This window comes from Microbacterium sp. 4NA327F11, assembly GCF_005503465.1.
Classification (GTDB): Bacteria; Actinomycetota; Actinomycetes; order Actinomycetales; family Microbacteriaceae; genus Microbacterium; species Microbacterium ginsengisoli.
Genome location: NZ_SCOB01000005.1, coordinates 97,014 through 121,115, shown reverse-complemented (window position 1 = coordinate 121,115; position 24,102 = coordinate 97,014). Strand labels below are relative to the sequence as shown.

At 70.3% G+C, this 24,102-nt stretch carries 23 protein-coding genes; 22 read left to right on the top strand and 1 reads right to left on the bottom strand.

The genetic code is table 11. The annotated features are described in order from the left end of the window. Window positions 1-54 precede the first annotated feature (54 nt). Complete coding sequence (locus tag FFS51_RS05125) at window positions 55-483, bottom strand: DUF1844 domain-containing protein (protein WP_056209350.1); 429 nt, start codon at window positions 481-483, stop codon at window positions 55-57. A gap of 214 nt (window positions 484-697) precedes the next feature. Here FFS51_RS05125 and infC point away from each other — a divergent pair, with 214 nt between their 5' ends. The 22 genes from infC to pstS all read left to right on the top strand — a co-directional run bounded on the left by infC (window position 698) and on the right by pstS (window position 24,058). Then, window positions 698-1,324 carry a translation initiation factor IF-3 gene (infC, locus tag FFS51_RS05120; RefSeq protein WP_082483203.1) on the top strand — a complete coding sequence of 209 codons (627 nt, stop codon included), beginning with the start codon at window positions 698-700 and terminating at the stop codon, window positions 1,322-1,324. Window positions 1,325-1,371: 47 nt separating this feature from the next. Next, window positions 1,372-1,566, top strand: a complete 195-nt coding sequence (rpmI, locus tag FFS51_RS05115; protein WP_045247624.1) for a 50S ribosomal protein L35 — start codon at window positions 1,372-1,374, stop codon at window positions 1,564-1,566. A gap of 30 nt (window positions 1,567-1,596) precedes the next feature. Further along, a complete protein-coding gene (gene rplT / locus FFS51_RS05110; protein ID WP_056209345.1) occupies window positions 1,597-1,983 on the top strand; it encodes a 50S ribosomal protein L20 in 387 nt (128 codons plus the stop codon). A gap of 90 nt (window positions 1,984-2,073) precedes the next feature. Continuing rightward, window positions 2,074-2,874 (top strand): TrmH family RNA methyltransferase, encoded by an 801-nt coding sequence (locus FFS51_RS05105; protein ID WP_045247626.1) that lies wholly within the window; start codon window positions 2,074-2,076, stop codon window positions 2,872-2,874. A gap of 117 nt (window positions 2,875-2,991) precedes the next feature. Continuing rightward, window positions 2,992-3,783: an amino acid ABC transporter ATP-binding protein gene (locus FFS51_RS05100; RefSeq protein ID WP_056519567.1), complete on the top strand. Its 792-nt coding sequence runs from the start codon at window positions 2,992-2,994 to the stop codon at window positions 3,781-3,783. A 71-nt stretch (window positions 3,784-3,854) separates the two neighbouring features. Beyond that, on the top strand, window positions 3,855-4,754 hold the full coding sequence (locus tag FFS51_RS05095; RefSeq protein ID WP_056209341.1) for a glutamate ABC transporter substrate-binding protein: 900 nt from the start codon (window positions 3,855-3,857) through the stop codon (window positions 4,752-4,754). A 58-nt stretch (window positions 4,755-4,812) separates the two neighbouring features. After that, a complete protein-coding gene (locus FFS51_RS05090) occupies window positions 4,813-5,460 on the top strand; it encodes an amino acid ABC transporter permease (RefSeq protein ID WP_056519490.1) in 648 nt (215 codons plus the stop codon). Continuing rightward, window positions 5,457-6,350: an amino acid ABC transporter permease gene (locus FFS51_RS05085; protein ID WP_056519487.1), complete on the top strand. Its 894-nt coding sequence runs from the start codon at window positions 5,457-5,459 to the stop codon at window positions 6,348-6,350. Before FFS51_RS05090 ends, FFS51_RS05085 begins: the two co-directional genes overlap by 4 nt. 32 nt (window positions 6,351-6,382) lie before the next feature. After that, window positions 6,383-7,429 (top strand): phenylalanine--tRNA ligase subunit alpha, encoded by a 1,047-nt coding sequence (pheS, locus tag FFS51_RS05080; RefSeq protein ID WP_056209559.1) that lies wholly within the window; start codon window positions 6,383-6,385, stop codon window positions 7,427-7,429. Continuing rightward, on the top strand, window positions 7,429-9,936 hold the full coding sequence (gene pheT / locus FFS51_RS05075) for a phenylalanine--tRNA ligase subunit beta (RefSeq protein WP_056519484.1): 2,508 nt from the start codon (window positions 7,429-7,431) through the stop codon (window positions 9,934-9,936). The genes pheS and pheT overlap by 1 nt, the downstream gene beginning before the upstream one ends. Before the next feature lie 40 nt (window positions 9,937-9,976). Then, entirely contained in the window at window positions 9,977-10,726 is a 750-nt protein-coding gene (locus FFS51_RS05070; RefSeq protein WP_056209334.1) for a dienelactone hydrolase family protein, read from the top strand. Window positions 10,727-10,970: 244 nt separating this feature from the next. Continuing rightward, window positions 10,971-12,014, top strand: coding sequence for an N-acetyl-gamma-glutamyl-phosphate reductase (argC, locus tag FFS51_RS05065; RefSeq protein ID WP_056519479.1), 1,044 nt, complete (start codon window positions 10,971-10,973; stop codon window positions 12,012-12,014). Next, window positions 12,011-13,168: a bifunctional glutamate N-acetyltransferase/amino-acid acetyltransferase ArgJ gene (gene argJ / locus FFS51_RS05060; protein WP_056519477.1), complete on the top strand. Its 1,158-nt coding sequence runs from the start codon at window positions 12,011-12,013 to the stop codon at window positions 13,166-13,168. Before argC ends, argJ begins: the two co-directional genes overlap by 4 nt. Then, window positions 13,165-14,070, top strand: a complete 906-nt coding sequence (gene argB / locus FFS51_RS05055; protein ID WP_045247636.1) for an acetylglutamate kinase — start codon at window positions 13,165-13,167, stop codon at window positions 14,068-14,070. Before argJ ends, argB begins: the two co-directional genes overlap by 4 nt. After that, window positions 14,067-15,299, top strand: coding sequence for an acetylornithine transaminase (locus tag FFS51_RS05050; RefSeq protein ID WP_056209330.1), 1,233 nt, complete (start codon window positions 14,067-14,069; stop codon window positions 15,297-15,299). Before argB ends, FFS51_RS05050 begins: the two co-directional genes overlap by 4 nt. After that, entirely contained in the window at window positions 15,296-16,219 is a 924-nt protein-coding gene (gene argF, locus FFS51_RS05045; RefSeq protein ID WP_056209328.1) for an ornithine carbamoyltransferase, read from the top strand. The genes FFS51_RS05050 and argF overlap by 4 nt, the downstream gene beginning before the upstream one ends. 44 nt (window positions 16,220-16,263) lie before the next feature. Next, window positions 16,264-17,694 carry an argininosuccinate lyase gene (argH, locus tag FFS51_RS05040; protein ID WP_056209325.1) on the top strand — a complete coding sequence of 477 codons (1,431 nt, stop codon included), beginning with the start codon at window positions 16,264-16,266 and terminating at the stop codon, window positions 17,692-17,694. A 176-nt stretch (window positions 17,695-17,870) separates the two neighbouring features. Beyond that, the gene (locus FFS51_RS05035) at window positions 17,871-18,305 is read left to right on the top strand and encodes a hypothetical protein (protein ID WP_137877714.1); all 435 of its coding nucleotides are present in this window, start codon (window positions 17,871-17,873) and stop codon (window positions 18,303-18,305) included. Beyond that, a complete protein-coding gene (locus FFS51_RS05030) occupies window positions 18,302-19,945 on the top strand; it encodes a serine/threonine-protein kinase (protein WP_056209319.1) in 1,644 nt (547 codons plus the stop codon). The genes FFS51_RS05035 and FFS51_RS05030 overlap by 4 nt, the downstream gene beginning before the upstream one ends. A gap of 128 nt (window positions 19,946-20,073) precedes the next feature. Beyond that, window positions 20,074-21,081, top strand: coding sequence for a phosphate ABC transporter permease subunit PstC (gene pstC, locus FFS51_RS05025; protein ID WP_056519474.1), 1,008 nt, complete (start codon window positions 20,074-20,076; stop codon window positions 21,079-21,081). Further along, on the top strand, window positions 21,081-22,490 hold the full coding sequence (gene pstA, locus FFS51_RS05020) for a phosphate ABC transporter permease PstA (RefSeq protein WP_235557449.1): 1,410 nt from the start codon (window positions 21,081-21,083) through the stop codon (window positions 22,488-22,490). The genes pstC and pstA overlap by 1 nt, the downstream gene beginning before the upstream one ends. Continuing rightward, on the top strand, window positions 22,487-24,058 hold the full coding sequence (gene pstS / locus FFS51_RS05015; protein WP_056209316.1) for a phosphate ABC transporter substrate-binding protein PstS: 1,572 nt from the start codon (window positions 22,487-22,489) through the stop codon (window positions 24,056-24,058). The genes pstA and pstS overlap by 4 nt, the downstream gene beginning before the upstream one ends. Window positions 24,059-24,102 lie beyond the last annotated feature (44 nt).

Below are 24,102 nucleotides of genomic sequence, written 5' to 3'. Positions count from 1 at the left end.
GCGTCGCGCCGCCGCTCTGCCATCGCGACCGGACGAGTGCGCGCCGGGGCGGGGTCAGGTGACCGGGCCGGTCCACTTCTCGCCGGGTCCCTTGCCGATCGGGTCGGGAACGACGGATGCCTCGCGAAAGGCGAGCTGCAGGGAGCGCAGGCCGTCGCGGAGTGACCGCGCGTGCATGTCGCTGACCTCGGGGGCGGCGGCGGTGAGGAGGCCGGCCAGGGCGTTGATGAGCTTGCGGGCCTCGTCGAGGTCGGTCTGCGACTCCGGGTCGTCGGCGAGGCCGACCTTGACGGCGGCCGCGCTCATGAGGTGCACGGCGGTCGTGGTGATGATCTCGACCGCGGCCACGTCGGCGATGTCGCGCACGGCGCTCGACGCGGCGCGCTCCTGCTCCTCCCAGCGAGCGTGGCGCTCGTCGTCGGTGAAGGCGTTGTCGTCGGGGCTCGTGTGCACGTCGTTCTCTCTGCTAGACTGTGCGGGCATCCGAGCGTCTGCTTCGGATCGAAAGTGGATCACATCCCACCCGCGCTTGCCGCCCAAGGTTACCGGGTCGAACGCACAGCTCCGGTTCTCCGGTGGCGGCCTTGTGGCGCGTGCGGGCGCGAACGTCGTGACGTCGCGTGGGTGGAGTGTGCGAATCTTCCGCCCGCTTCGCACCCGCGTCGCGGTGGCACCCGCTACGTAAGAGGAGTTCCGCATCAGCGATCCCCGCACCAATGAGCGCATCCGCGTCCCCGAGGTCCGCCTCGTGGGTCCGAACGGCGAGCAGGTAGGCGTCGTCCGTATCGAGGTTGCGCAGCGTCTGGCCCAGGAGGCAGACCTCGACCTGGTCGAGGTGGCCCCCAACTCGAAGCCGCCCGTCGTCAAGATCATGGACTACGGCAAGTTCAAGTACGAGGCCGCGCAGAAGGCCAAGGAGGCCCGGCGCAATCAGGCGAACACGGTCTTGAAGGAGGTGCGGTTCCGCCTCAAGATCGAGGCTCACGACTACACCACCAAGCTCAAGCGCGCCGAGGGATTCCTCAAGTCGGGTGACAAGGTGAAGGCGATGATCCTGTTCCGCGGTCGCGAGCAGTCGCGTCCGGAACTGGGTGTGCGCCTGCTTCGCAAGTTCGCCGAGGATGTCTCCGAGTTCGGCACCGTCGAATCGAACCCCACGATCGACGGTCGCAACATGGTCATGGTGATCGCGCCTCACAAGAACAAGTCCGAGGCGAAGGCGGAGCAGAACGCCCAGCGTGCCGCGAACAAGGAGGCCGCCCGTTCGGCCGCCCGCGGCGACACCCCCACTGACGAGCAGCCCGCTCCGGTTCCGGCCGAGTAGGGCGCCACGATTCCCGTCCGCGGGACACAACACAGAAGGAAACCGACATGCCGAAGCAGAAGACCCACTCGGGTGCCAAGAAGCGCTTCAAGATCACCGGCACCGGCAAGCTCATGAAGCAGCAGGCCAACCTGCGCCACAACTTCGAGGGCAAGCCCACCAAGCGCACCCGCCGTCTGTCGCAGGAGCAGGTGCTCGCCCCGGGCGACGCCAAGGTCGCGAAGAAGCTCCTCGGCCGCTGAGCGCGCCGACCCACGTGAGGAAGACAAGAAATGGCTAGAGTCAAGCGGGCCGTCAACGCCCAGAAGAAGCGTCGTACCATCCTCGATCGCGCCTCGGGTTACCGTGGCCAGCGGTCGCGCCTCTACCGCAAGGCGAAGGAGCAGGTCACCCACTCGCTCGTCTACGCGTACCGCGACCGTCGCAAGCGCAAGGGCGACTTCCGCCGTCTGTGGATCCAGCGCATCAACGCCGCTGCCCGTCAGAACGGCATCACCTACAACCGCTTCATCCAGGGCCTCGGCCTCGCGGGTGTGCAGGTCGACCGCCGTATCCTGGCCGACCTCGCGGTGAACGAGCCCGCGACGTTCGCGTCGCTGGTCGCGACGGCGAAGGCCGCCCTTCCGGCCGACGTGAACGCGCCCAAGGTCTCGGCCTAAGCGTCACACGCTGCACGGGGCGTCCTCCTTCGGGAGGGCGCCCCGTTCGTCGTTCCCGGGCGAGGCACCCCACCGCTCTAGACTGGCCGCGTGCTCGAGAATCCCCGATCGCCGCGCGCCCGAGCGGTCGCGAAGCTCGCCAAACGGGCGGCGCGCGACGAGACCGGCCTGTACCTCCTCGAGGGTCCGCAGGCCGTGCGCGAGGCGCTCGCCTTCCGTGCCGACGGCCTGGTCGAGCTCTATGCGACGCCCGCCGCCTGGGATCGCCACGCCGACCTCCGCGAGGCGGCATCGCGCGCGGGGCTCCGCGTAGAGCTCGCGTCCGACGCGGTGATCGAGGCGATGGCTGACACCGTCACTCCTCAGGGCATCATCGCTGTCGCCCGCCAGGACGAGGCATCCATCGACGACGTTCTCGCCCGTGCACCGCGACTGCTCGCGATCTGCGAAGAGATCCGCGATCCGGGCAATCTCGGCACGATCATCCGCGCGGCCGACGCCGTCGGCGCCGATGCGGTGGTTCTGACCGGGCGCACGGTGGATCCCTACAACCCGAAGGTCGTGCGGTCGACGACCGGGTCTCTGTTCCACGTGCCGGTGGCGCGCGTCGAGTCACTGGAAGACGTGATCGACGCGGCACGCGCGGCAGGACTGCGCGTCGTCGCCGCCGACGTCAAGGGCGACGATCTGCTCGACGCGCGGCGAGCCGGGGAACTCGACGGCCCGACCGCCTGGGTGTTCGGAAACGAGGCGCACGGGCTGCCCGATGAGGCGCTCGAGTGGGTGGATGCCGCGCTGCGCCTGCCGATCTACGGGCAGGCCGAGTCGTTGAACCTCGCAACTGCGGCGAGCGTCTGCCTCTACGAATCGGCGTTCGCCCAGCGCGGCTGACCGGCCGGATGCCGTGTCGCGGAAGCCGGCCGAGGCAGGTTCCGCGGAGGTTACATCCCCCTGGGAGAATCCGCCACGGGTCGCGATCGTCCACATCCCGTTCATAGAGTGGACATCATGTCTTCCCAGGATTCCCCCGGCCCGGCGACATCGAACATCAGCGTGCGACGCGGCGATCCGCTGGTCGTCGTCGAGCGCGTGCAGAAGCACTACGGCGATTTCCACGCCCTCAAGGACATCGACCTGACGGTCAACCGAGGCGAGGTGGTCGTGGTGATCGGCCCCTCCGGATCGGGGAAGTCGACGCTCTGCCGCACGATCAACCGGCTCGAGACCATCACCTCGGGAACGATCGCGATCGACGGCGTGGCGCTTCCGAGCGAGGGGAGGGCGCTGGCGGCGCTCCGTGCCGACGTCGGCATGGTGTTCCAGTCGTTCAACCTGTTCTCCCATCTCACGATCCTCGAGAACGTCACCCTCGGACCGATCAAGGTCAAGAAGCAGAAGAAGGCGGAGGCGGAGGCATCCGGTCGTCGACTTCTCGACCGCGTCGGCGTCGGGGCGCAGGCCGACAAGCTGCCGGCGCAGCTCTCCGGCGGACAGCAGCAGCGTGTCGCCATCGCCCGGGCGCTCGCGATGGCCCCCAAGGTGATGCTCTTCGACGAGCCCACGAGCGCCCTCGACCCCGAGATGATCACCGAGGTGCTCGACGTGATGACCTCGCTCGCGCACGAAGGGATGACCATGATCGTCGTCACCCACGAGATGGGCTTCGCGCGCAAGGCCGCCGACCGGGTCGTGTTCATGGCCGACGGCCAGATCGTCGAGCAGGCGACTCCGGACGCGTTCTTCACGAACCCCGCCAGCGACCGAGCGAAGGACTTCCTCTCCAAGCTCATCACCCACTGACGCCCCCAGACCCGCGCGCCCGTCCCCGGCGCCGGACGAAGAAGAAGAGATACGAAACAGGAGAGATTCACATGCGCATCAGACGAATGATGGGAGCGGCTGCGGGACTCGCGGTCGCGGCGCTCGCGCTCACCGCGTGCAACAGCGGCACCCCGGGTGCCTCGGGAAGCGCGGATGCCTCGGCCGCGCCGCTGTTCGAGGTCGCGAGCAATGTCGAGATCGCCGGCAGCCCGACCTTCGAGAAGATCTCGGCCGCCGGCGTCGTCAAGATCGGCGTCAAGGAGGACCAGCCGGGTCTCGGCTACCTCGACCCGACCACGGGTGAGAGGTCGGGCTTCGACATCGACATCGCCCGGTGGATCGCGGCGTCGCTCGGCTACGACGAGAGCAAGATCGAGTACACCGCGATCGCCTCCGCGAACCGTGAGCAGGCCATCGAGAACGGGCAGATCGACTACTACGTCGGGACCTACTCGATCACCGATCGTCGCAAGGAGCAGATCGACTTCGCAGGTCCCTACTTCGTGACCGGCCAGGGACTGCTCGTGCGCAAGGCCGACGACTCGATCACGGGCGTCGACGCGCTCGCCGGCAAGACGGTCTGTTCGGCGACCGGATCCACATCGATCCAGCGCATCAAGGACGAGCACCCCGATGCGAAGACGGTCGAGTTCAGCGGCTACTCCGAGTGCGTCCAGAACCTCATCAGCGGCCAGGCCGATGCGGTGACGACCGATGAGGCCATTCTCATCGGGTACGCGGCGGCCGACCCCGACAACCTGAAGGTCGTCGGGGAGCCGTTCTCGACCGAGCGCTACGGTGTCGGGCTCGCGAAGGACGACACCGCTTTCGCGGCATTCATCAACACGATGTTCACCGACGGAGGGTCGACCTGGACCGCGATCTTCGAGAAGAACCTCGGCGCGTCCGGCGTGCAGGCCACCCAGCCTGCCGTCGATCCCGTCTCGTGATCATCGCCGGGGTGGCCGCGCAGCGGCCGCCCCGGCTCCCTCCGAAAGGACGACGACGGTGAACATCCTCACCGACTACCCCGATCTGTGGGGTGAGGCACTGCGCGGCACTCTGGTGCTGTTCCTCGGCGGCGGCGCGATCGCCCTCCTCCTCGGGCTCATCGTCGGTGCCATGCGCGTCTCCCCGGTGCCGATCGCGCGCGCGGTCGGCGCGGTGTACGTCAACTGGATCCGCAACACCCCGCTCACACTCGTGATGTTCTTCTTCGCGTTCTGTGTCCCGCTCCTCGTGCCCGGCCGTGCCGACTTCGTGCTGCTCGCGACGACCGCCCTCGGGATCTATACGGCCACCTACGTCGCCGAGACCGTGCGCTCGGGCATCAACACCGTGCCGGTCGGGCAAGCCGAGGCCGCGCGCGCCCTCGGGATGGGTTTCGGGCAGGTGATGGGCTACGTCGTGCTGCCGCAGGCGACCCGATCGGTCATCCCGCCGATGATGAGCGTGCTCATCGCCCTGCTGAAGAACACGACCGTGGCGAGCGGCTTCTCGGTCGTCAACCTCGGCAACATCCGCGCGAACATGAGCGAGCTGGGGGAGAACCAGCTCGTCACGATCCTCTGGGTGATGGTCGTGTTCGTGGTGCTCGTGCTGCTGCTGGCGTGGCTGCAGCGCGTGCTCGAACGTCGCTGGAAGGTGGCCCGATGAGTTCCGTCCTCTACGACGTGCCCGGCCCTCGGGCGCGACTGCGCAACCGGATCCTCGGCGTCGTCACCGTGCTCGTCGTCGCCGCGGGCGTCGCCTGGACGATCTGGCGTCTCGCCGAGACCGGTCAGTTCTCTGCCCGGAAGTGGGAGCTGTTCACCTACAGCCGGGTGTGGGAGCAGTTCGGACAGGCCACCATCGCGACGCTGTCGGCGTTCGCCGCGGCCGCGCTCGGCTCGGTCGTGCTCGGCTTCGTGCTCGCGATCGGGCGTCTTTCCGACCACGCGTGGGTGCGCATCCCGGTCACCGCGGTCGTCGAGGTGCTGCGCGCCATCCCGGTGCTCGTCTTCATGCTGCTGCTCTACTACGGGCTCCCCGTGCTCGGGCTGCGGCTGCCGAGCTACGGAGCGGTGGTGATCGCGTTGATCGCCTACAACGGCTCCGTGCTCTCCGAGGTGATCCGCGCGGGTGTCGAGGCGCTGCCGCGCGGTCAGAAGGAGGCGGGATACGCCATCGGGCTGCGCAAGGCTGGGGTGCTCCGCCTGATCCTGCTGCCCCAGGCGCTGCGCGCGATGCTGCCGGTGATCATCGCGCAGCTGGTCGTCACGCTCAAGGACACCGCGCTCGGCTTCATCATCACCTACCCCGAGCTGCTCTACTACGCGCGTCTGCTGGGCTCGAATCCGCAGTTCGGCTCGCCGCTGATCCCCTCGGCGCTGATCGCCGGCGCGATCTACGTCGCCCTGTGCCTGGCGCTCTCCTACGTCGCGTACGTCGTCGAGCGCCGCACCCGCCGGTCGCCGCGAGCGACGGGCACGGATGCCGCGGCCCCCGCGACGACCACGGAGTCCCTCGCCGCCCCGCGCGCCGAAGGCGCCCCGCCCGCGCCCTGAGACAGCCTGGGCGCTCGGTAGACTCGATTCCCGTGTCCGACGCACCCGAGAACGAGATCACGCCCGAGGCGGTGACGGCTGCGGCCGAGGCCGCGGTCGCGGCGATCGCCGCGGCATCCGATTCCGCCGAACTGAAGGCGGCGCGACAGGCGCACGTCGCGGAGGGCTCGCCGCTGGCGCGCCTGAACGCGCGCATGCGCGACGTGCCCGCGGACCGCAAGGCGGAGTTCGGCAAGCTCGTCGGCCAGGCCCGCGGGCAGGTCACGCAGGCGCTCGCCGCCCGCGAGACCGCGCTCGCCGAAGCGGAGCTCGCCGCCAAGCTCGAGGGCGAGCGCGTCGACATCACCGCCGTGCCGCAGCGCACGCGCGTGGGGGCGCGGCATCCGCTGACCCTCCTGCAGGAGCAGATCGGCGACATCTTCGTCGGCATGGGGTGGGAGATCGCGGAGGGTCCCGAGCTCGAGCACGAGTGGTTCAACTTCGACGCGCTGAACGTCGACCCCGACCACCCGGCGCGCCAGATGCAGGACACCTTCTACGTCGACCCGGTGGATCGCCACCTGGTGCTGCGCACCCAGACGAGCCCGGTGCAGATGCGCACCATGCTCTCGCGTGATGTGCCCATCTACGTCATCTCGCCCGGCCGCGTGTACCGCACCGATGAGTTCGACGCCACGCACCTGCCGGTCTTCACGCAGTTCGAGGGACTCGTGGTCGACAAGGGCATCACGATGGCGCACCTGAAGGGCACCCTCGACCACGTCGCCAAGCAGCTGTTCGGCGCCGAGGCGAAGACGCGCTTCCGCGCGAACTTCTTCCCGTTCACCGAGCCGAGTGCCGAGCTCGACCTGTGGCATCCGACCTTCAAGGGCGGCGCCCGCTGGATCGAGTGGGGCGGCTGCGGCATGGTCAACCCCAACGTGCTGCGCGCGGCGGGCCTCGACCCCGAGGTGTACTCGGGCTTCGCGTTCGGCATGGGGGTCGAGCGCACCCTCATGTTCCGCAGCGACGTGCAGGACATGCGCGACATGGCCGAGGGTGATGTGCGCTTCAGCGAGCAGTTCGGGATGGTGGTGTGATGCGCATTCCGCTGTCGTGGCTGCGTGAATATGTGGACGTCCCTGCGGACGCGACCCCGGAGGACGTGCTCGCCTCGTTCGTGAGCGTCGGCTTCGAAGAGGAGGACGTGCACTCCTTCGACGTGACCGGTCCGGTCGTCGTCGGCCAGGTGGTCTCGTTCGAGCCCGAGCCGCAGTCCAACGGCAAGACGATCCGCTGGTGCCAGGTCGACGTCGGCGAGGCGAACGGCGGCGTGCGCGGCATCGTGTGCGGCGCCGGCAACTTCTTCGCGGGCGACAAGGTCGTGGTGACGCTGCCCGGCGCAGTTCTGCCGGGGCCCTTCCCGATCGCCGCCCGCAAGACCTACGGCCACGTCTCCGACGGCATGATCGCCTCGGCGCGCGAGCTCGGCCTCGGCGAGGACCACTCCGGCATCCTGCGGCTCACCGAGCTCGGCCTCGACCCCGAGGTCGGCACCGATGCGATCGCCCTGCTCGGTCTCGACGACGTCGCCGTGGAGATCAACGTGACCCCCGACCGCGGGTATGCGCTGTCGCTGCGCGGCGCCGCACGCGAGTATTCGCACGCGACCGGTGCGGCCTTCCGCGACCCCGCGCGCGAGGGGCGGTGGGTCGACCCGGGTGCGGGCGTCGAGATCGCGATCGAGGATGCCGCACCCATCCGCGGGCGCGTCGGTGCGTCGCAGTTCGCGGCACGCGTCGTGCGCGGCGTCGATCCGTCGCGGCCGACGCCCCCGTGGATGGTGGCCCGGCTCGCGCTGGCCGGCATCCGCTCGATCTCGGTGCTCGTCGACATCACCAACTACGTCATGCTCGAGCTCGGCAACCCCGTGCACGGCTACGACCTCGACAAGCTCTCCGGCGGCATCACCGTGCGCCGGGCGGCGCCGGGCGAGACGCTCGAGACCCTCGACGGCAAGGTACGCGACCTGCATGTCGAAGACCTGCTGATCACGGATGCCTCGGGCCCCATCGGTCTCGCAGGCGTCATGGGCGGCGCGAGCACCGAGATGAGCGAGACGACCCGCAACGTGCTGGTCGAGGCGGCGACGTTCGACCCGGTCACGATCGCCCGCAGCGCGCGTCGCCACAAGCTGCCGAGCGAGGCGTCTCGGCGCTTCGAGCGCGGCGTCGACCCGAACGTCGCGTCGGTCGCCGCCGAGCGCGTCGTCGAGCTGCTCGAGAAGCTCGCCGGCGGCACGCGCGCGGTCGAGGGCGGCCTCGCGAGGGTCGAGTCCGCACACCAGCGCGACGGCATCCTGCTGCCGGACGGATTCATCTCCGCGCTCATCGGGGTCGACTACACCGACGACCAGATCACGGGCGCGCTCGAGAAGATCGGCGCCACCGTGCTTGACCAGGGCGACGACAGGCTGGTCATCGCGCCGACGTGGCGCCCCGACCTCACCGACAAGTGGACGCTCGCCGAGGAGGTCGCCCGCATCGAGGGCTACGACCGCATCCCCGCGGTGCTCCCCGTCGCTCCGACCGGTCGCGGCTGGACCGTTGCGCAGGCGGCCCGCCGTCGCGTGTCGAACGCGCTCGCCGCCGCCGGCTTCGTCGAGACGCCGTCGTTCCCGTTCACCACGGTCGACGCGAACACGCTGCACGGCTCCGCCGACGGCGAGGCGGTGCCGAGCGTGCTGCTCGCCAACCCGCTCGACGGACTCGCACCGGCGCTGCGGCGCAGCCTCGTGCCGGGACTGCTCGTCGTCGCGCACCGCAACGCGGCGCGCGGCCTCGGCGACCTGTCGCTGTTCGAGACCGGCGCGGTGTTCCTCCCGGAGCCGGGCGTCGTCTACGGCACGGCCGACGTGCCGCCCGCCGCCGCACGTCCCGACGCCGCGACGCTCGCGGCGCTCGACGCGGGCATCCCACCGCAGCGTCGCCACCTCGCCGTGCTCGTCACCGGTCACGTCGCGCCCAAGCAGCCGGGCCGGTCGGCCGAGGCGGCCGGACTCCCCGAGGTGCTCGACGCGGTGCGGGTCGCGGCATCCGCTGCCGGCGTCACGATCGACGTCGCCCAGGCGCAGCGCGCGGCGCTGCACCCGGGGCGTGCCGGCGTGCTGTCGGTCGACGGCGTGGAGATCGGCTACGTCGGCGAGCTGCTGCCGCAGGTGTCGGCCGACGCCGACCTGCCCGGCCGCGTCACGGTCGCCGAGCTCGATCTCGACGCCCTTGTCGCCGCCGCCGGAACCCGCACCGTCGCCCCGTCGCTCTCGGGCTACCCGGCGGCGACGCAGGATGTCTCGCTCATCGTCGACGCCGACCTCGCCGCCGCCGACCTCGCCGCCGCGCTCGTGGCCGGTGCGGGCGACCTGCTCGAGTCGCTGCGTCTCGTCGACGACTACCGCGGGCAGGGTCTCCCCGAGGGCACCAAGAGCCTCACCTTCGCGCTGCGCTTCCGCGCCCCCGACCGCACGCTCACCGCGGCCGAGGCGACGGAGGCGAAGCTCGCGGGCGTGGCCGTGGCGACCGAGCGGTTCGGCGCGACCCTGCGGGAGTGACGTGCACGCCGTGCATAGCGCGCGGGCGTAGCGTGGCGGCATGACCGAGACGCGCAGCATCCCGACCCCCGACGGCCCCGCGATCGACGTGTACCTGGCGCGGCCCGACGGGCCCGTGCGCGGAGCGGTCATCGTGATCCACGAGATCTGGGGGCTCGTCGACCACATCCGCGACGTCGCCGACCGGTTCGCCGCCCTCGGCTACCTCGCCGCCGCCCCCGACATCCTGAGCCGTGGCGGCATCGAGCCCTCGATCGGCGCCGAGCTGTTCGCGATCATGAACAGCGACGACGAGGAGGCGCGGGTCGCCGCCCAGCCCCGCATGCGCGACGCGATCACCGGGGCCCGGGCTCCCGAGTACGCCGGGTGGGCGGTCGGGGCCCTCACCGGCGTCGTCGACCTCGTCGCCACGGAACCCGGCGTCGACGGACGCATCGGGGTCATCGGCTTCTGCTTCGGCGGCACCTTCGCGTTCCTCCTCGCCGCCGCCGACCCGCGCGTGCGCGCGGCGCTGCCGTTCTACGGCTCCGCGCCGGGCGCCGAGCAGCTCGGGCGCATCACGGCGCCGGTGCTCGCGCTCTACGGACAGCACGATCCGTCGCTCATCGAGGCGCTCCCGGCAGTCGAGCAGACGGCTCGCGAGGCGGGTGTCGCCCTCGAGACGGTCGTCTACCCGGATGCCGCGCACGCGTTCTTCAACGACGAGGGCCGCCGCTACCACGCAGCCTCGGCGGCCGACGCCTGGGCGCGGGTGCAGGCCTTCCTCGACGCCCACCTCGACGCCGGGTGACGGCCCGGATTTGCGGGGGGATGCGGCATCCCGATACCCTCGCGGCATGCCGTCGGCGTCCCTCCACCTCGCAGTGCTCCCCGTGAGCCTCGGTGGCGCGTGCCGACGCCGCGGCGGCCGCCGACTCTAGGCGACCCCTGCGTCCCCCGTTTCCGGGAGCCGTCGCGGGTGTCGCCGCGTTCGGCCCTCGCCGCGCGTGCTCTGTGCATGAGCGGCATCCCTCCCAGAAACTAAGGTGGAATCCATGACGCTCTCGGTCGCCGTCTCCGGCGCTTCCGGTTATGCGGGCGGTGAACTGCTGCGCATCCTCGCAGCCCATCCCGATGTCGAGATCACGACCGTCACCGCGCACGCGAACGCCGGCCAGCCGCTCATCGCGCACCAGCCGCACCTGCGCTCCCTCGCGCACCTCACCCTCGAGGACACGACGCCCGACATCCTCGCCGGCCATGACGTCGTCTTCCTCGCGCTGCCGCACGGGCAGTCGGGTCAGTACACCGACGCGCTGAAGGACTCCGCGCTCGTCATCGACGCGGGTGCCGATCACCGGCTCACCGATCCGGCCGCGTGGGCCCGGTTCTACGGCGGCGACTTCCACGAGCCGTGGGCCTACGGCGTGCCGGAGCTCGCCGTGGCGACCGGGAAGCAGCGTGCGAACCTCGTGGGCGCGACCCGGATCGCGGCCCCCGGCTGCAACGCGTCGACCGTCAGCCTCAGCCTCGCGCCCGGCGTCGCGGCGGGCGTCATCGACGCCACCGACCTCGTCAGCGTGCTCGCGGTCGGGCCGTCGGGCGCGGGCAAGAGCCTGAAGACGAACCTGCTCGCGAGCGAGATCCTCGGCACCGCGAATCCGTATGCCGTGGGCGGCACGCACCGGCACATCCCCGAGATCCAGCAGGCGCTGCGCGGGGCCGGCGCCGACGACGTGCGCATCTCGTTCACGCCCGTGCTCGTCCCGATGGCCCGCGGCATCCTCGCGACCTCGACGGCCCCCATCCGGGCGGGCGTGACGGATGCGCAGCTGCGCGACGCGTGGGAGAGCGCCTACGCGGGGGAGACCTTCGTGCAGCTGCTGCCCGAGGGGGTGCTGCCGCGCACCGCCGACGTGCTCGGGGCGAACACGGCGCTGCTGTCCCTCGCGATCGACCGCGACGCGAACCGCGTGGTCGTCACCGCCGCGGTCGACAACCTCGCCAAGGGCACCGCCGGTGCCGCCATCCAGTCCATGAACATCGCGCTCGGCCTCCCCGAGGACCGCGCCCTCACCGTGAACGGAGTCGCCCCGTGAGCGTCACCGCCGCCCAGGGATTCGCCGCCGCCGGCGTCGCCGTCGGATTGAAGTCGACCGGCAAGCCCGACGTCGCGCTGGTCGTCAACCGCGGCCCACGCAAGGTGGGCGCCGCCGTGTTCACGAGCAACCGGGCCAAGGCGAACCCGATCATCTGGTCGCAGCAGGTCGTCGCGGACGGCGTCATCGAGGCGGTCGTGCTGAACTCCGGCGGGGCGAACTGCTTCACCGGATCGTTCGGCTTCCAGACGACCCATCAGACCGCCGAGAAGGCCGCCGAGCTCCTCGGGGTGAGCGCCGGCGACGTCGTCGTGTGCTCCACGGGCCTCATCGGCACGGGCGACGAGGTCTTCCGGGCCAAGGTTCTCGCGGGCGTCGAGGAGGGCGTGGCGGCGCTGTCGGACGACGGGGGAGAGGCGGCATCCCTCGCGATCATGACCACCGACTCCCGGCCCAAGCGCGCGGTGCGCACCCACGACGGGTGGACCATCGGCGGTATGGCGAAGGGCGCCGGGATGCTGGCGCCCGGCCTCGCGACGATGCTGGTCGTCATCACGACCGACGCCGAGCTCACGAGCGCCGAGGCGGATGCGGCCCTGCGCCGCGCGACCGGCACGAGCTTCGACCGGCTCGACTCCGACGGGTGCATGTCGACGAACGACCAGGTCACCCTGCTCGCGAACGGGGCCACCGGCATCCATCCCGATCTCGACGTGTTCGCCGCCGTGCTCGCCGACCTCTGCCAGGACCTCGCCCGGCAGCTGCAGGGCGACGCCGAGGGCGCGAGCCACGACATCACGATCCGCGTGGTCGGCGCCGAGAGCGAGACCGACGCGGTCGAGGTCGGGCGCTCCGTCGCGCGCAACAACCTGTTCAAGGCCGCGATCTTCGGCAACGACCCGAACTGGGGGCGTGTGCTCGCCGCCATCGGCACCACCGCGGCCGCGTTCGACCCGTACGACGTCGACGTGTGGATGAACGGCGTGCGCGTGTGCAGCCAGGGCGGACCCGACCGTCCCCGCGAGGAGGTCGACCTCGCCCCGCGCGCCACCGACCTGCTCATCGACCTGAAGGTCGGCACCGCCGAGGCGACGATCCTCACCAACGACCTCACCCACGACTACGTCCACGAGAACAGCGCGTACGCCTCATGACCGATCCCGCCCTGCAAGACACCGACCCGACCGAGGCCTCCGCGAAGGCGGCGACCCTCATCGAGTCGCTGCCCTGGCTGCGTCGCTTCCGCGACCAGATCGTCGTCGTCAAGTACGGCGGCAACGCGATGGTCTCCGAGGAGCTGCAGGACGCCTTCGCCGCCGACATGGCCTACCTCCGCTACGTCGGGGTCAAGCCGGTCGTCGTGCACGGCGGCGGTCCCCAGATCTCCGACATGCTCGACCGGCTCGCGATCCCGACCGAGTTCAAGGGCGGCTACCGGGTGACCTCCACCGAGGCGATCTCGGTGGTGCGAATGGTGCTCACCGGTCAGGTGAACCCGCAGCTGGTCGCCAAGATCAACGCCCACGGCCCGGTCGCCGCGGGTCTGTCGGGCGAGGACGCGGGCCTGTTCGGCGGGCGCCGTCGCGGCGTGCTCGTCGACGGGGTCGAGCACGACCTCGGCCGGGTGGGCGACATCGTCGAGGTCGACCCGCAGCCGGTGCTCGACCACGTGACGGCGGGCCGCATCCCGGTCGTCTCCTCGATCGCCCCGGACCTCGACCACCCCGGGCAGTCGCTGAACGTGAACGCGGATGCCGCGGCCGCCGCACTGGCGGTGGCCCTCGGGGCATCCAAGCTGGTCATCCTCACGGACGTGCCGGGGCTCTACGCCGACTGGCCGAACCGGGAGTCGCTCGTCTCGAGCCTCACGGCCGAGGAGCTGCGCACCATGCTGCCGTCGCTCGAGTCGGGGATGATCCCGAAGATGCGGGCGTGCCTCGACGCGATCGAAGGCGGCGTGGAGACGGCGGCGATCATCGACGGACGGGTGCCGCACTCGGTGCTCGTCGAGATCTTCACTCAGAAGGGCATCGGAACGGAAGTGGTGGCGAAATGAGCGACGCAGACGCGCAGACCGAGATCTGGCAGGAGGCCGCCGGGCGTGACCTGGTGCGCAACTCCGGCGACCGCCTGGCCCTGCTGACCCGTGGCGAGGGCGCCTACGTCTGGGATGCCGCGGGCACCCGCCTGCTCGACTTCCTCGCCGGCATCGCTGTGGACGCCCTCGGGCACGCCCACCCGGTGTTCGTCGACGCGGTGACCCGGCAGGCGCAGACCCTCGCCCACGTGTCGAACTACTTCGCCACGCCGCCGCAGCTCGAGCTCGCGGCGCTGCTGAAGCGGCTCGCCGGTACCGGCCCCGCCGGCCGCGTGTACTTCGGCAACTCGGGGGCGGAGGCCAACGAGGCCGCGTTCAAGCTGGCCCGTCTCCACGGCGGCAGCGCGCGGCCGCGCATCCTCGCGCTCGAGAGTGCGTTCCACGGCCGCACGATGGGCACGCTGGCGCTCACCGGAAAGCCGGGAATGCGCGCGCCGTTCGAGCCGATGGTGCCGGGCGTGGAGTTCCTGCCGTCGACGATCGAGGCCCTCGAGGCCGCCGTCGACGACACGGTGGCCGCCCTGTTCGTCGAGCCGATCAAGGGCGAGGCGGGCGTCGTGCCGCTGCCCGAGGGGTACCTCGCCGCGGCACGGGCGATCACAGCACGCCATGGCGCGCTGCTCATCATCGACGAGATCCAGACCGGCGCCGGCCGCACCGGTGCCTGGTTCGGCTTCCAGCACGAGGGCATCGTGCCCGATGCGATCACTGTCGCCAAGGGCATCGGCGGCGGCTTCCCGATCGGCGCGCTGATCACGTTCCCGACGGCCAGCGAGCTGTTCTACCCCGGCACCCACGGATCGACGTTCGGCGGCAACGCGCTGGCGACCGCCGTCTCGGTCGCGGTGCTCCACGAGATCGAGCGCGCCGGCCTCGTCGAGGCGGCGACCCTGCGGGGCGCTCAGGTGCGCGCCGCCGTCGAGGCGATCGGCTCGCCGCTCGTCACCGGCACGCGCGGTCAGGGGCTGCTCATCGGCGTCGCCCTCACCGACCCCGTCGCGAACGAGGTCACCGCCGCCGCGCAGCGGCACGGCCTCATCGTGAACGCGGCCAACGACAGCACGGTGCGGCTGGCGCCGCCCCTCATCATCGGCGATGTCGAGATCGACGAGTTCCGCGAGCGGTTCGCCGCCGCACTCGCCGAGGTCGCGGCATCCGTCGTTCTCTCCCCGGAGGTGTCCGCATGACCCGCCATCTGCTCCGCGACGACGACCTGACAGCGGTCGAGCAGGCCGAGATCCTCGATCTCGCCGTCGAGCTCAAGCGCGACCGGTGGGCGCAGAAGCCGCTCGCCGGTCCTCAGACGGTCGCCGTGATCTTCGACAAGTCGTCGACGCGCACCCGCGTGTCGTTCGCGGTGGGCATCGCCGACCTCGGCGGCTCGCCGCTCATCATCTCGACCGCCAACAGCCAGCTCGGCGGCAAGGAGACCCCCGCCGACACCGCCCGGGTGCTCGAGCGCCAGGTCGCGGCCATCGTGTGGCGCACCTACGCCCAGGCCGGGCTCGAGGAGATGGCCCGCGGCACCCGCGTGCCCGTGGTCAACGCGCTCTCCGACGACTTCCACCCGTGTCAGCTTCTCGCCGACCTCCTCACCATCAAGGAGCACAAGGGCGAGCTCGCCGGGCTCACCCTCGCGTTCTTCGGGGACGGGCGCAGCAACATGGCCCACTCGTACGTGCTGGCGGGGGTCACCGCCGGAATGCACGTGCGCGTCGCCTCGCCCGACACCTACGCGCCCCGCGACGACGTGATCGACGACGCCGACCAGCGCGCGAAGGAGACCGGAGGCTCGGTGACGCTCTACACCGACCCGCTCGAGGCCGCCGCCGGCGCCGACGTGGTCGTCACCGACACCTGGGTGTCGATGGGCAAGGAGGAGGAGAAGCTCGCGCGCCTGCGCGACCTCGGCGCGTACAAGGTGACGAACGAGACGATGTCGCTCGCCGCGTCCGACGCGATCTTCATCCACTGCCTGCCTGCCGACCGCGGCTACGAGGTCGACGCCGAGGTCATCGACGGCCCGCAGAGCGTCGTCTGGGATGAGGCGGAGAACCGCCTGCACGCCCAGAAGGCCCTGCTGGTGTGGCTGCTGCGCCAGCAGTGAGCCGCGGCATCCGCTCGTCCATCCCGCACGAAAGGGTCGAACCTGTGACCGCTGAGTCCGCGCACGGAACCAATGAGGGTGCTCTCTGGGGCGCCCGCTTCGCCGGCGGGCCGTCGCCCGAGCTGCAGGCCCTGAGCCGCTCGACGCACTTCGACTGGGTGCTCGCTCCGTACGACATCGCCGGCTCGCACGCGCACGCCACCGCGCTGACCGCGGCGGGCTACCTGAGCGCCGACGAGGCGGCGCGCATGCACGCGGGCCTCGACCGGCTCCTCGCGGCCGTGACGTCGGGGGAGCTCGTCGCCCAGCCCTCGGACGAGGACGTGCACGGCGCGCTCGAGCAGGCGCTGATCGCCGAGGTCGGCGCCGAGCTCGGCGGCAAACTCCGCGCCGGCCGCAGCCGCAACGATCAGATCGCAACCCTGGTGCGCCTCTACCTGCTCGATCACGCCGCGGTCATCGCGCGTGAGGTGCGTGCGCTCATCGACGCGCTCGTCGCCCAGGCCGAGGCGCACGAGACGGCGATCCTCCCCGGTCGCACGCACCTTCAGCACGCGCAACCCGTGCTGCTCGCGCACCACCTGCAGGCGCACGGCTGGGCGCTCACGCGCGACCTTGAGCGGCTGCGCGACTGGGCGGTGCGCGCCCGTGTGTCGCCGTACGGCGGCGGTGCGCTCGCCGGGTCCACGCTCGGTCTCGACCCCGCGCTCGTCGCGCGCGAGCTCGGGCTCGCCGAGCCCGCCCAGAACTCCATCGACGGCACCGCCTCGCGGGACGTGGTCGCCGAGTTCGCGTTCATCGCCGCGCTCATCGGCATCGACCTGTCGCGGTTCGCCGAGGAGATCATCCTCTGGAACACCCGCGAGTTCTCCTTCGTGACCCTCGACGACGCGTATTCGACCGGGTCGAGCATCATGCCGCAGAAGAAGAACCCCGACATCGCCGAGCTCGCGCGCGGCAAGGCGGGCCGCCTCATCGGCAACGTGTCGGGGCTCCTCGCCACCCTCAAGGCGCTGCCGCTCGCCTACAACCGCGACCTGCAGGAGGACAAGGAGCCGGTGTTCGACTCGGTCGCCACCCTCGAGGTCGTGCTGCCGGCGTTCACCGGCATGGTCGCCACCCTGCGCTTCGACACGGCGCGCATGGCCGAGCTCGCGCCGCAGGGGTTCTCGCTCGCCACCGATGTCGCCGACTGGCTCGTACGCGCGGGTGTGCCCTTCCGTGACGCGCACGAGATCTCGGGTGCGCTCGTGCGGGCGTGCGAGTCCGCAGGGATCGGACTCGAGGATGCCTCCGACGCCCTGCTCACGAAGATCTCACCGCTGCTCACCCCCGCCGTGCGCGAGGTGCTCACGATCGAGGGATCGGTCGCGTCACGCGATGGCGTCGGCGGCACCGCGCCCGTGCGGGTCGCTGAGCAGCGTACGGCGCTGATCGCGGCGGCACAGGCGGCGGCCGCGGCTCTCGCGGGCTGAGGGGTTCACGCCTCCTCTGCGATACCGACGCCCGTCGTTCACCTTTCGTTCGCGCGACGGTCGTGACGAGGCGGCACGATCCCGGACGTGTCCAGCTGCATCTGGCGCAACTCACAGGAGGGTGCCAGGTGGCTGCGCAGGTGCACTACGTCAGGTTCGCGAGCACGCAGGATCGTGTGGCGCAGGAGTGGCTGCGCGCGACGCAGCTCATCGTCGAGAGCGGCACGAGCGCGCTGGTCACGCCGCCGCCTGATCGCGGCCGGGCAGGGTCCGTGGTGGGCTGGCGACTGGTCAGCGAGAATCATCGCGAGATCGCGCGCGGGAGCCGCCTGCATCCCAGCGACCGTGCTGCAGGGTTCGATGCGGCGACACTCGCGCGACGGGCGACCGAGCTGATCGTTCATGCCGCCCGGCAGCATCAGACGCGCACCAGTCGCTGGTTCGCGGTGCTGGACGACGACATCGTCCTGGTGGGTTCGCGCGCGTACGAGAATCGTGTGACAGCCCGCAACGCAGGTGCGCTCGCGGTGCGCTCGCTCGCGATTCTCGGCGCGGGGGCCGACATGCTGAGTACGGGGCAGGTGCCGCCCGAGGGAGAGCCTGCGACGTGACCGCGTCGGTCGTGGGCGGTCGATACCGGATCGGTACGACCCTGGGGAGCGGAGGCACCGCGACGGTCTACGAGGCTCACGACGAGCAGACCGACCGCGTCGTCGCGCTGAAGCTCCTCCACTCCCACCTCGCGAAGGACAACGCCGCCTGCGATGCGTTCTTCGAAGAGGTCGCTGCATCCTCTGCCATCCCGCATCCCGCGATCGTCACCGCGATCGAGTGGGGTGTCGATCGGAGTGGTGATGTGCCGGTGGCATGGATCGCCATGGAGCTCGTTCCCGGAGTGACGCTCGCGCAGCACGTGCGCACTCACGGCCCCTTGCGCGCCGCCGACACGGTTCTGTTGGCCGATGCGCTCTTGAGCGTCGTGGCCGCCGCGCACGATGCCGGCGTGGTCCATCGGGACATCAGCCCCAGCAACGTGATGGTCGACATGGCATTCGACGACGGCGGAGTGCGTCGCGAATCGGTGCGACTCCTCGACTTCGGCCTCGCCGATGTCTCCGGACGATCGACCCACGGCGCCGATCCCCTCCTGAGTGCGCCCGGCGCCGGCGTGGTGGCGAACGTGCCCTATGCGTCGCCCGAGCACCTGACCGGCGCATCCGTCACCGAGGCGAGTGATGTGTATCAGATCGGGGCCGTGCTCTGGTTCGCGCTGACCGGGGGGCCGCCGTTCGCCGGTGATCGCGACGCGGTCTCGTTCGCGCACCGTGCGCTGCCGCCGCCGCGACTGGGCGACGCGCTGCCCGGAGCGGATCCGACCCTGGAACGCATCCTCGTGCGCGCCCTCGCGAAGCAGCCGGACACGCGCTACGCCCCATCCGCCATGCGATCGGCGCTGCGCGGCGTCGGACGCGGCGCCGGCTCGCCGGCCCCCGCTCCACGCCGACCGTCTCGCGCGACCCGCGATGAGCCGGTCGGGGCTACCGCTCTCCTCCCACCGCCGTCCGCGTCGCGCCGAGGAGGGACGGCGGTCTCCCCCCGTTGGCGGCGCAGGGGAGCGGCGGCAGCGGTGATCGCCGGGATTCTGGTCACCGGGGCCGCGATCGTCGGGCTGTCGGCGGCAGCCACCCCGACCGCCTGGGGATCGCCCGCCGCCCTCGCCTCGACGCCGCCGGTGTCTCCCACCCCCTCCACCAGCCCTGCTGTCGTGACGGTGACCGTGCCCGACGTGGTGGGGCTGTCGCGGGCCGATGCGATCGCCGGTCTCGAACGGGCGGGACTCCATGTCGGTCGCGTCGATCTGGTGGATGCCGCCGCCGCCGCCGACACGGTCGTCGCCTCCGTCGCGGCGCCAGGCGCGCGTGTGGTGGCCGGCGTGTCCATCGATCTGCGCGTCGCATCCGGGAACAACCTGGTGCCCGATGTTCGCGGACTCGATGCGTCGACCGCCGGCGCGCGCCTCACCGCGGCCGGGTTCCCGAGCGCCGTCGTGTCCGGCGGGTCCCCCGGCGACCTGGTCATCGTCTACGCGCCACAGGGCAGTGTTCCGCTCGGCACGGCGGTCTCCCTCACGGTGGCACCCGCCTCGGTGCCGACCCCGACGCCCGATGCTCCGCCCACTCCGAGCGCGTCCCCGTCGGCGACCCCGACGATGTCGCCGACCCCCACGGTCATGCCGACGCCGACCCGATAGTCGGAAACTCGTCGCACCCGAGCTCGATATTCGTCCTCAATCTCGCGTACACGTCGGGTTCACCATCGGACCGGACACTTCGTGGTGTCCCGATTGGCTCGCTTCATGGCGGAGAACGGAATCAGCTCATGAGCGAAGCTCTCACGGAGGTGCTGCCCGATGCGGGCGGCGCCCGCCCTCGCTCGCTCCGGTCGAAGCCGGTGCGCGCAGATCGCGTCTTCCGCGCCGTGTCGTACTCCGCGGGCGGAACGACGGTCGCGATCATGCTCGCGGTGGGGCTGTTCCTCTCTCTGCGTGCGAGCGACGCCCTCGGTGTCGCCGGCTTCTCCTTCCTCACGACGCAGGAATGGACGCCCGAGACGCAGACCTTCGGTATCGCCGCCGTGCTCTTCGGAACCATCACTATCGCGACGATCGCCATGTGCATCTCGGTACCGCTTGCTCTGGGAACGGCACTTCTCATCAGCGAGATCGTGCCGGCGAAGGCGAGGCGATTCCTGATCACTCTCGTCGACCTGATGGCCGCAGTCCCGAGCGTCGTCTTCGGCCTCTGGGGTGTCTTCTTCCTGCAGTCGAACGTGATCCCGGTCGCGCAATGGATCTCCACCTACTTCGGGTGGATCCCGTTCTTCGCCGTCACGGATGATTCGGGTCAGAGCATCACGGACGCCGGTGCGTTCACGTCGTCGGCCTTCATCGCCGGCATCGTGGTCGCGCTCATGGTCGTGCCCACGCAGACCTCGATCATGCGCGAGTCGTTCTCGCAGGCACCGCTCGGAGAGCGCGAGGGCGCACTCGCGCTGGGTTCGACCCGGTGGGGGATGATCCGCACGGTCGTATTGCCCTTCGGGCGCGGCGGCATCATCGGCGGCACGATGCTCGGACTGGGGCGTGCACTGGGCGAGACCATTGCGGTGGTGATGATCATCTCGCCGATCTTCTCGATCAACTGGCAGGTGCTGAAGTCGGGAACGAATTCGGTGTCGGCGTTGATCGCCCTCCGGTACGGCGAGGCGACCCAGTTCGGGCTGTCCGCCTTGATGGCGGCCGGGCTCGTGCTGTTCATCCTCACTCTGATCGTCAACTTCACGGCGTCGATGATCGTCGCTCGGAGTCGATCCGGGGCGGAGAGCTGATGACGATCATCGAGTCCGGGGAGACGGGCGAGCTGCGGGACCCGTCCGGCGAGGATGCGGTGCCTCGGCGTACACACACGCCCCGTCGAGAGTCCCCGACGATCGGGGTGAAGCGCGACCTCCGCGGCATCCCTCTCGACGACACGTTCAACGTGCTCGGAGCCGCCGCGGCCGGTTTCGCGATCGCCACGCTGCTGTTCGGATGGCTGACGCCCATGACGGGTTACGTCGGCTGGATCGTCGTCGCCTTCCTCGCCTTCCTCTTGGTCTACGCGGTGCTCGCATCCCTGCGCGCCGATCGCCTGGCCGTCACCGACCGCATCATGACCACGCTGTTCTACTCGGCCGGGGTCCTTCTCCTCGGCGCACTGATCTTCGTGCTGGGCTATACGGTCATCCGCGGTCTCCCGGCGCTGATCAACCCGAACTTCTTCGTGCAGACGATGACGCTCGCCGGTCCTCTCGACCCGCTGAGTGTCGGTGGAGTGGCTCACGCGATCGTCGGAACGCTGATCCAGATCAGCATGGCGCTCGTGATCACGATTCCCCTCGGGATCGCCACCGCCGTCTTCCTCAACGAGATCGGCGGACCGTTCGCCCGTTTCGTGCGAACGATCTCCGACGCGATGACGGCGCTTCCGTCGATCGTGGCGGGTCTGTTCGTCTACGCGGCCGTCGTCACCCTCATCACCCACCAGCGATCCGGCTTCGCCGCGACACTCGCGATCAGCGTCATGATGCTTCCGATCATCATCCGGGCCTCGGATGTGCAGCTGCGTCTGGTGCCCCACAATCTGCGCGAGGCGTCCTACGCTCTCGGCACGAACCGCTGGCGCACCGTCTGGCATGTCGTTCTGCCCACGTCGCGCTCGGGGCTCGTCACGGCGGTGATCCTCGGAACGGCGCGAGGAATCGGCGAGACCTCGCCGGTGCTCCTCACCTCGGGCGTCACCGCGGAGATGAACCTCAATCCCTTCCAGGGTCCGATGATCTCGCTTCCGCTCCAGGTGTTCGACTTCGTCAAGTCGCCTGAGCCCAACATGATCTCCCGCGGATTCGGGGCCGCGGCCGTGCTCGTGCTCCTGGTGCTGACGTTGTTCATCGTCGCCCGCCTCATCGGCGGATCGGGTGCCGGCCAGTTGTCCGATCGTCAGCGTCGAGCCGCGGCGGCAGCGTCCGCGCGCGACCTCGAGCGCATCACGGACACGCAGGTCGCGATCGCGCTCGCCCAGGCGCCCCCACCCACCGGCGCTCCCCGCAAGCCGAAGGGCAAGCCTCCCGCAGATCTCCGCTGGCGAATGGCCCAGCGAGAAGCTGATCGGCGGGCGGAACCGGATGCCGCGCAGCATCCGTCATCGCCCGACCTCACCCCACCCGTCACACCGCCGTCGGAAGAGAACCCCTCGTGAACGTCCGGACCCGCCTCGCCGCCGCGCTCGCCGCCGTCGTGCTCCTGCTGACGATCGCGACGCCCGCGACCGCGGACTCGTACGCGCCGATCTCCGGATCCGGATCCACCTGGTCGCAGAACGCCCTCGACCAGTGGCGCAAGAACGTGGCGAGCAATTACGGCATGACGGTGAACTACTCGGGAACCGGCTCCAGCGCCGGTCGCACCGACTTCATCAACCAGACCGTCGATTTCGCCATCTCCGAGATCCCCTTCCAGTCCAAGCCCGAGGACGGTTCGGCAGCCGAGGTCCCGCCCGTGTCGTACGCCTACATGCCGATCGTCGCCGGCGGCACGTCGCTGATGTACAACCTCAAGATCGGCGGCAAGCGGGTCACCAATCTCCGGTTGTCCGGTGAGGTGATCGCGAAGATCTTCACGGGCAAGATCACGAAGTGGAACGATCCCGCAGTACAGGCCGACAACCCGGGTCTCGCGATGCCCGACCGGACGATCACGCCGGTGTACCGCTCGGATGGCTCGGGTACGAGCGCGCAATTCACGCTGTGGATGTCGACCCAGTACTCGTCGATCTGGACGTACGGCATGCGATCGCAGTTTCCCGCCGTCAACTCCACCTTCAAAGGACAGAACGGCTCGCTCGGCGTCGCGGGGTATGTGAGTCAGGACTACGGCGAGGGGGCGATCACGTACGTCGAGTATTCGTACGCGATGAAGTCCGGATTCCCGGTGGCGAAGGTCCTCAACAAGGCGGGCTACTACGTCGAGCCGACGTACCAATCTGTCGCGGTGGCGATGCTCGCGGCGACGATCAACCCGGACCTCACCCAGAACCTCACCGGCGTGTACAACAACACCGACCCGCGAACCTACCCCATGTCGAGCTACTCGTACATGATCGTGCCGTTGCAGCCGACCAAGGTCTTCACCACGGACAAGGGCAAGACCCTCAGCAAGTTCGCCGACTACATGATCTGCGAGGGTCAGCAGCAGGCAGCCGCGCTCGGCTATTCGCCACTGCCCATGAACCTCGTGCAGGCGGCATCGGCGGTCGTCGCCAAGATCCCGGGATCGGTCGGCGGCGTCGACTTCAACAACTGCAACAATCCGACGTTCAAGGCGGGCGACTCACCGACGAGCAACCAGCTGGCCTCGACGGCACCCCAGCCCGCCGCCTGTGACAAGCAGGGCCCGACTCAGTGCACCAGCGGAACCGGTGGCGCGCAGCAGTCGACGGCCGCCACGGGGTCGGGGGCTGTGAACAACTCCTCCAGCGGCGGCGCATCCTCCTCCGGGGGAGGCTCGGGCGGCACCTCCACCGGGTCGACCGCAGACGGGGCGAGCACGGGCACAGCGGTGTACGACGCCAACGGCAACATCGTCTCGGGGTCCGCCGGCGGATCATCCGGGCAGGCTGCTGTGTCCGCCCCGTTCACGCTCGCATCGGATGGGTGGGGGCCCCAGCAGTACCTCATGCTCGCCGCGGGGGTGCTGCTTCTCGCCGCCGTGATCCTGCCACCCACCCTGATTCGCCGACGCGGACGCAGACCCGACAGTCGACGCTGACCCGAGCTGTCCGCGACGAGCACTCGGCTCGTTTGCCCGGCGAC

Bases quoted from the DNA above. Each gene is read 5' to 3' on its own strand.
- FFS51_RS05125 (WP_056209350.1), bottom strand. From the start codon at position 483: ATGCCCGCACAGTCTAGCAGAGAGAACGACGTGCACACGAGCCCCGAC.
- rpmI (WP_045247624.1), top strand. From the start codon at position 1,372: ATGCCGAAGCAGAAGACCCACTCGGGTGCCAAGAAGCGCTTCAAGATC.
- rplT (WP_056209345.1), top strand. From the start codon at position 1,597: ATGGCTAGAGTCAAGCGGGCCGTCAACGCCCAGAAGAAGCGTCGTACC.
- FFS51_RS05100 (WP_056519567.1), top strand. From the start codon at position 2,992: ATGTCTTCCCAGGATTCCCCCGGCCCGGCGACATCGAACATCAGCGTG.
- FFS51_RS05095 (WP_056209341.1), top strand. From the start codon at position 3,855: ATGCGCATCAGACGAATGATGGGAGCGGCTGCGGGACTCGCGGTCGCG.
- FFS51_RS05085 (WP_056519487.1), top strand. From the start codon at position 5,457: ATGAGTTCCGTCCTCTACGACGTGCCCGGCCCTCGGGCGCGACTGCGC.
- pheT (WP_056519484.1), top strand. From the start codon at position 7,429: ATGCGCATTCCGCTGTCGTGGCTGCGTGAATATGTGGACGTCCCTGCG.
- FFS51_RS05070 (WP_056209334.1), top strand. From the start codon at position 9,977: ATGACCGAGACGCGCAGCATCCCGACCCCCGACGGCCCCGCGATCGAC.
- argC (WP_056519479.1), top strand. From the start codon at position 10,971: ATGACGCTCTCGGTCGCCGTCTCCGGCGCTTCCGGTTATGCGGGCGGT.
- argB (WP_045247636.1), top strand. From the start codon at position 13,165: ATGACCGATCCCGCCCTGCAAGACACCGACCCGACCGAGGCCTCCGCG.
- FFS51_RS05050 (WP_056209330.1), top strand. From the start codon at position 14,067: ATGAGCGACGCAGACGCGCAGACCGAGATCTGGCAGGAGGCCGCCGGG.
- argF (WP_056209328.1), top strand. From the start codon at position 15,296: ATGACCCGCCATCTGCTCCGCGACGACGACCTGACAGCGGTCGAGCAG.
- pstC (WP_056519474.1), top strand. From the start codon at position 20,074: ATGAGCGAAGCTCTCACGGAGGTGCTGCCCGATGCGGGCGGCGCCCGC.
- pstA (WP_235557449.1), top strand. From the start codon at position 21,081: ATGACGATCATCGAGTCCGGGGAGACGGGCGAGCTGCGGGACCCGTCC.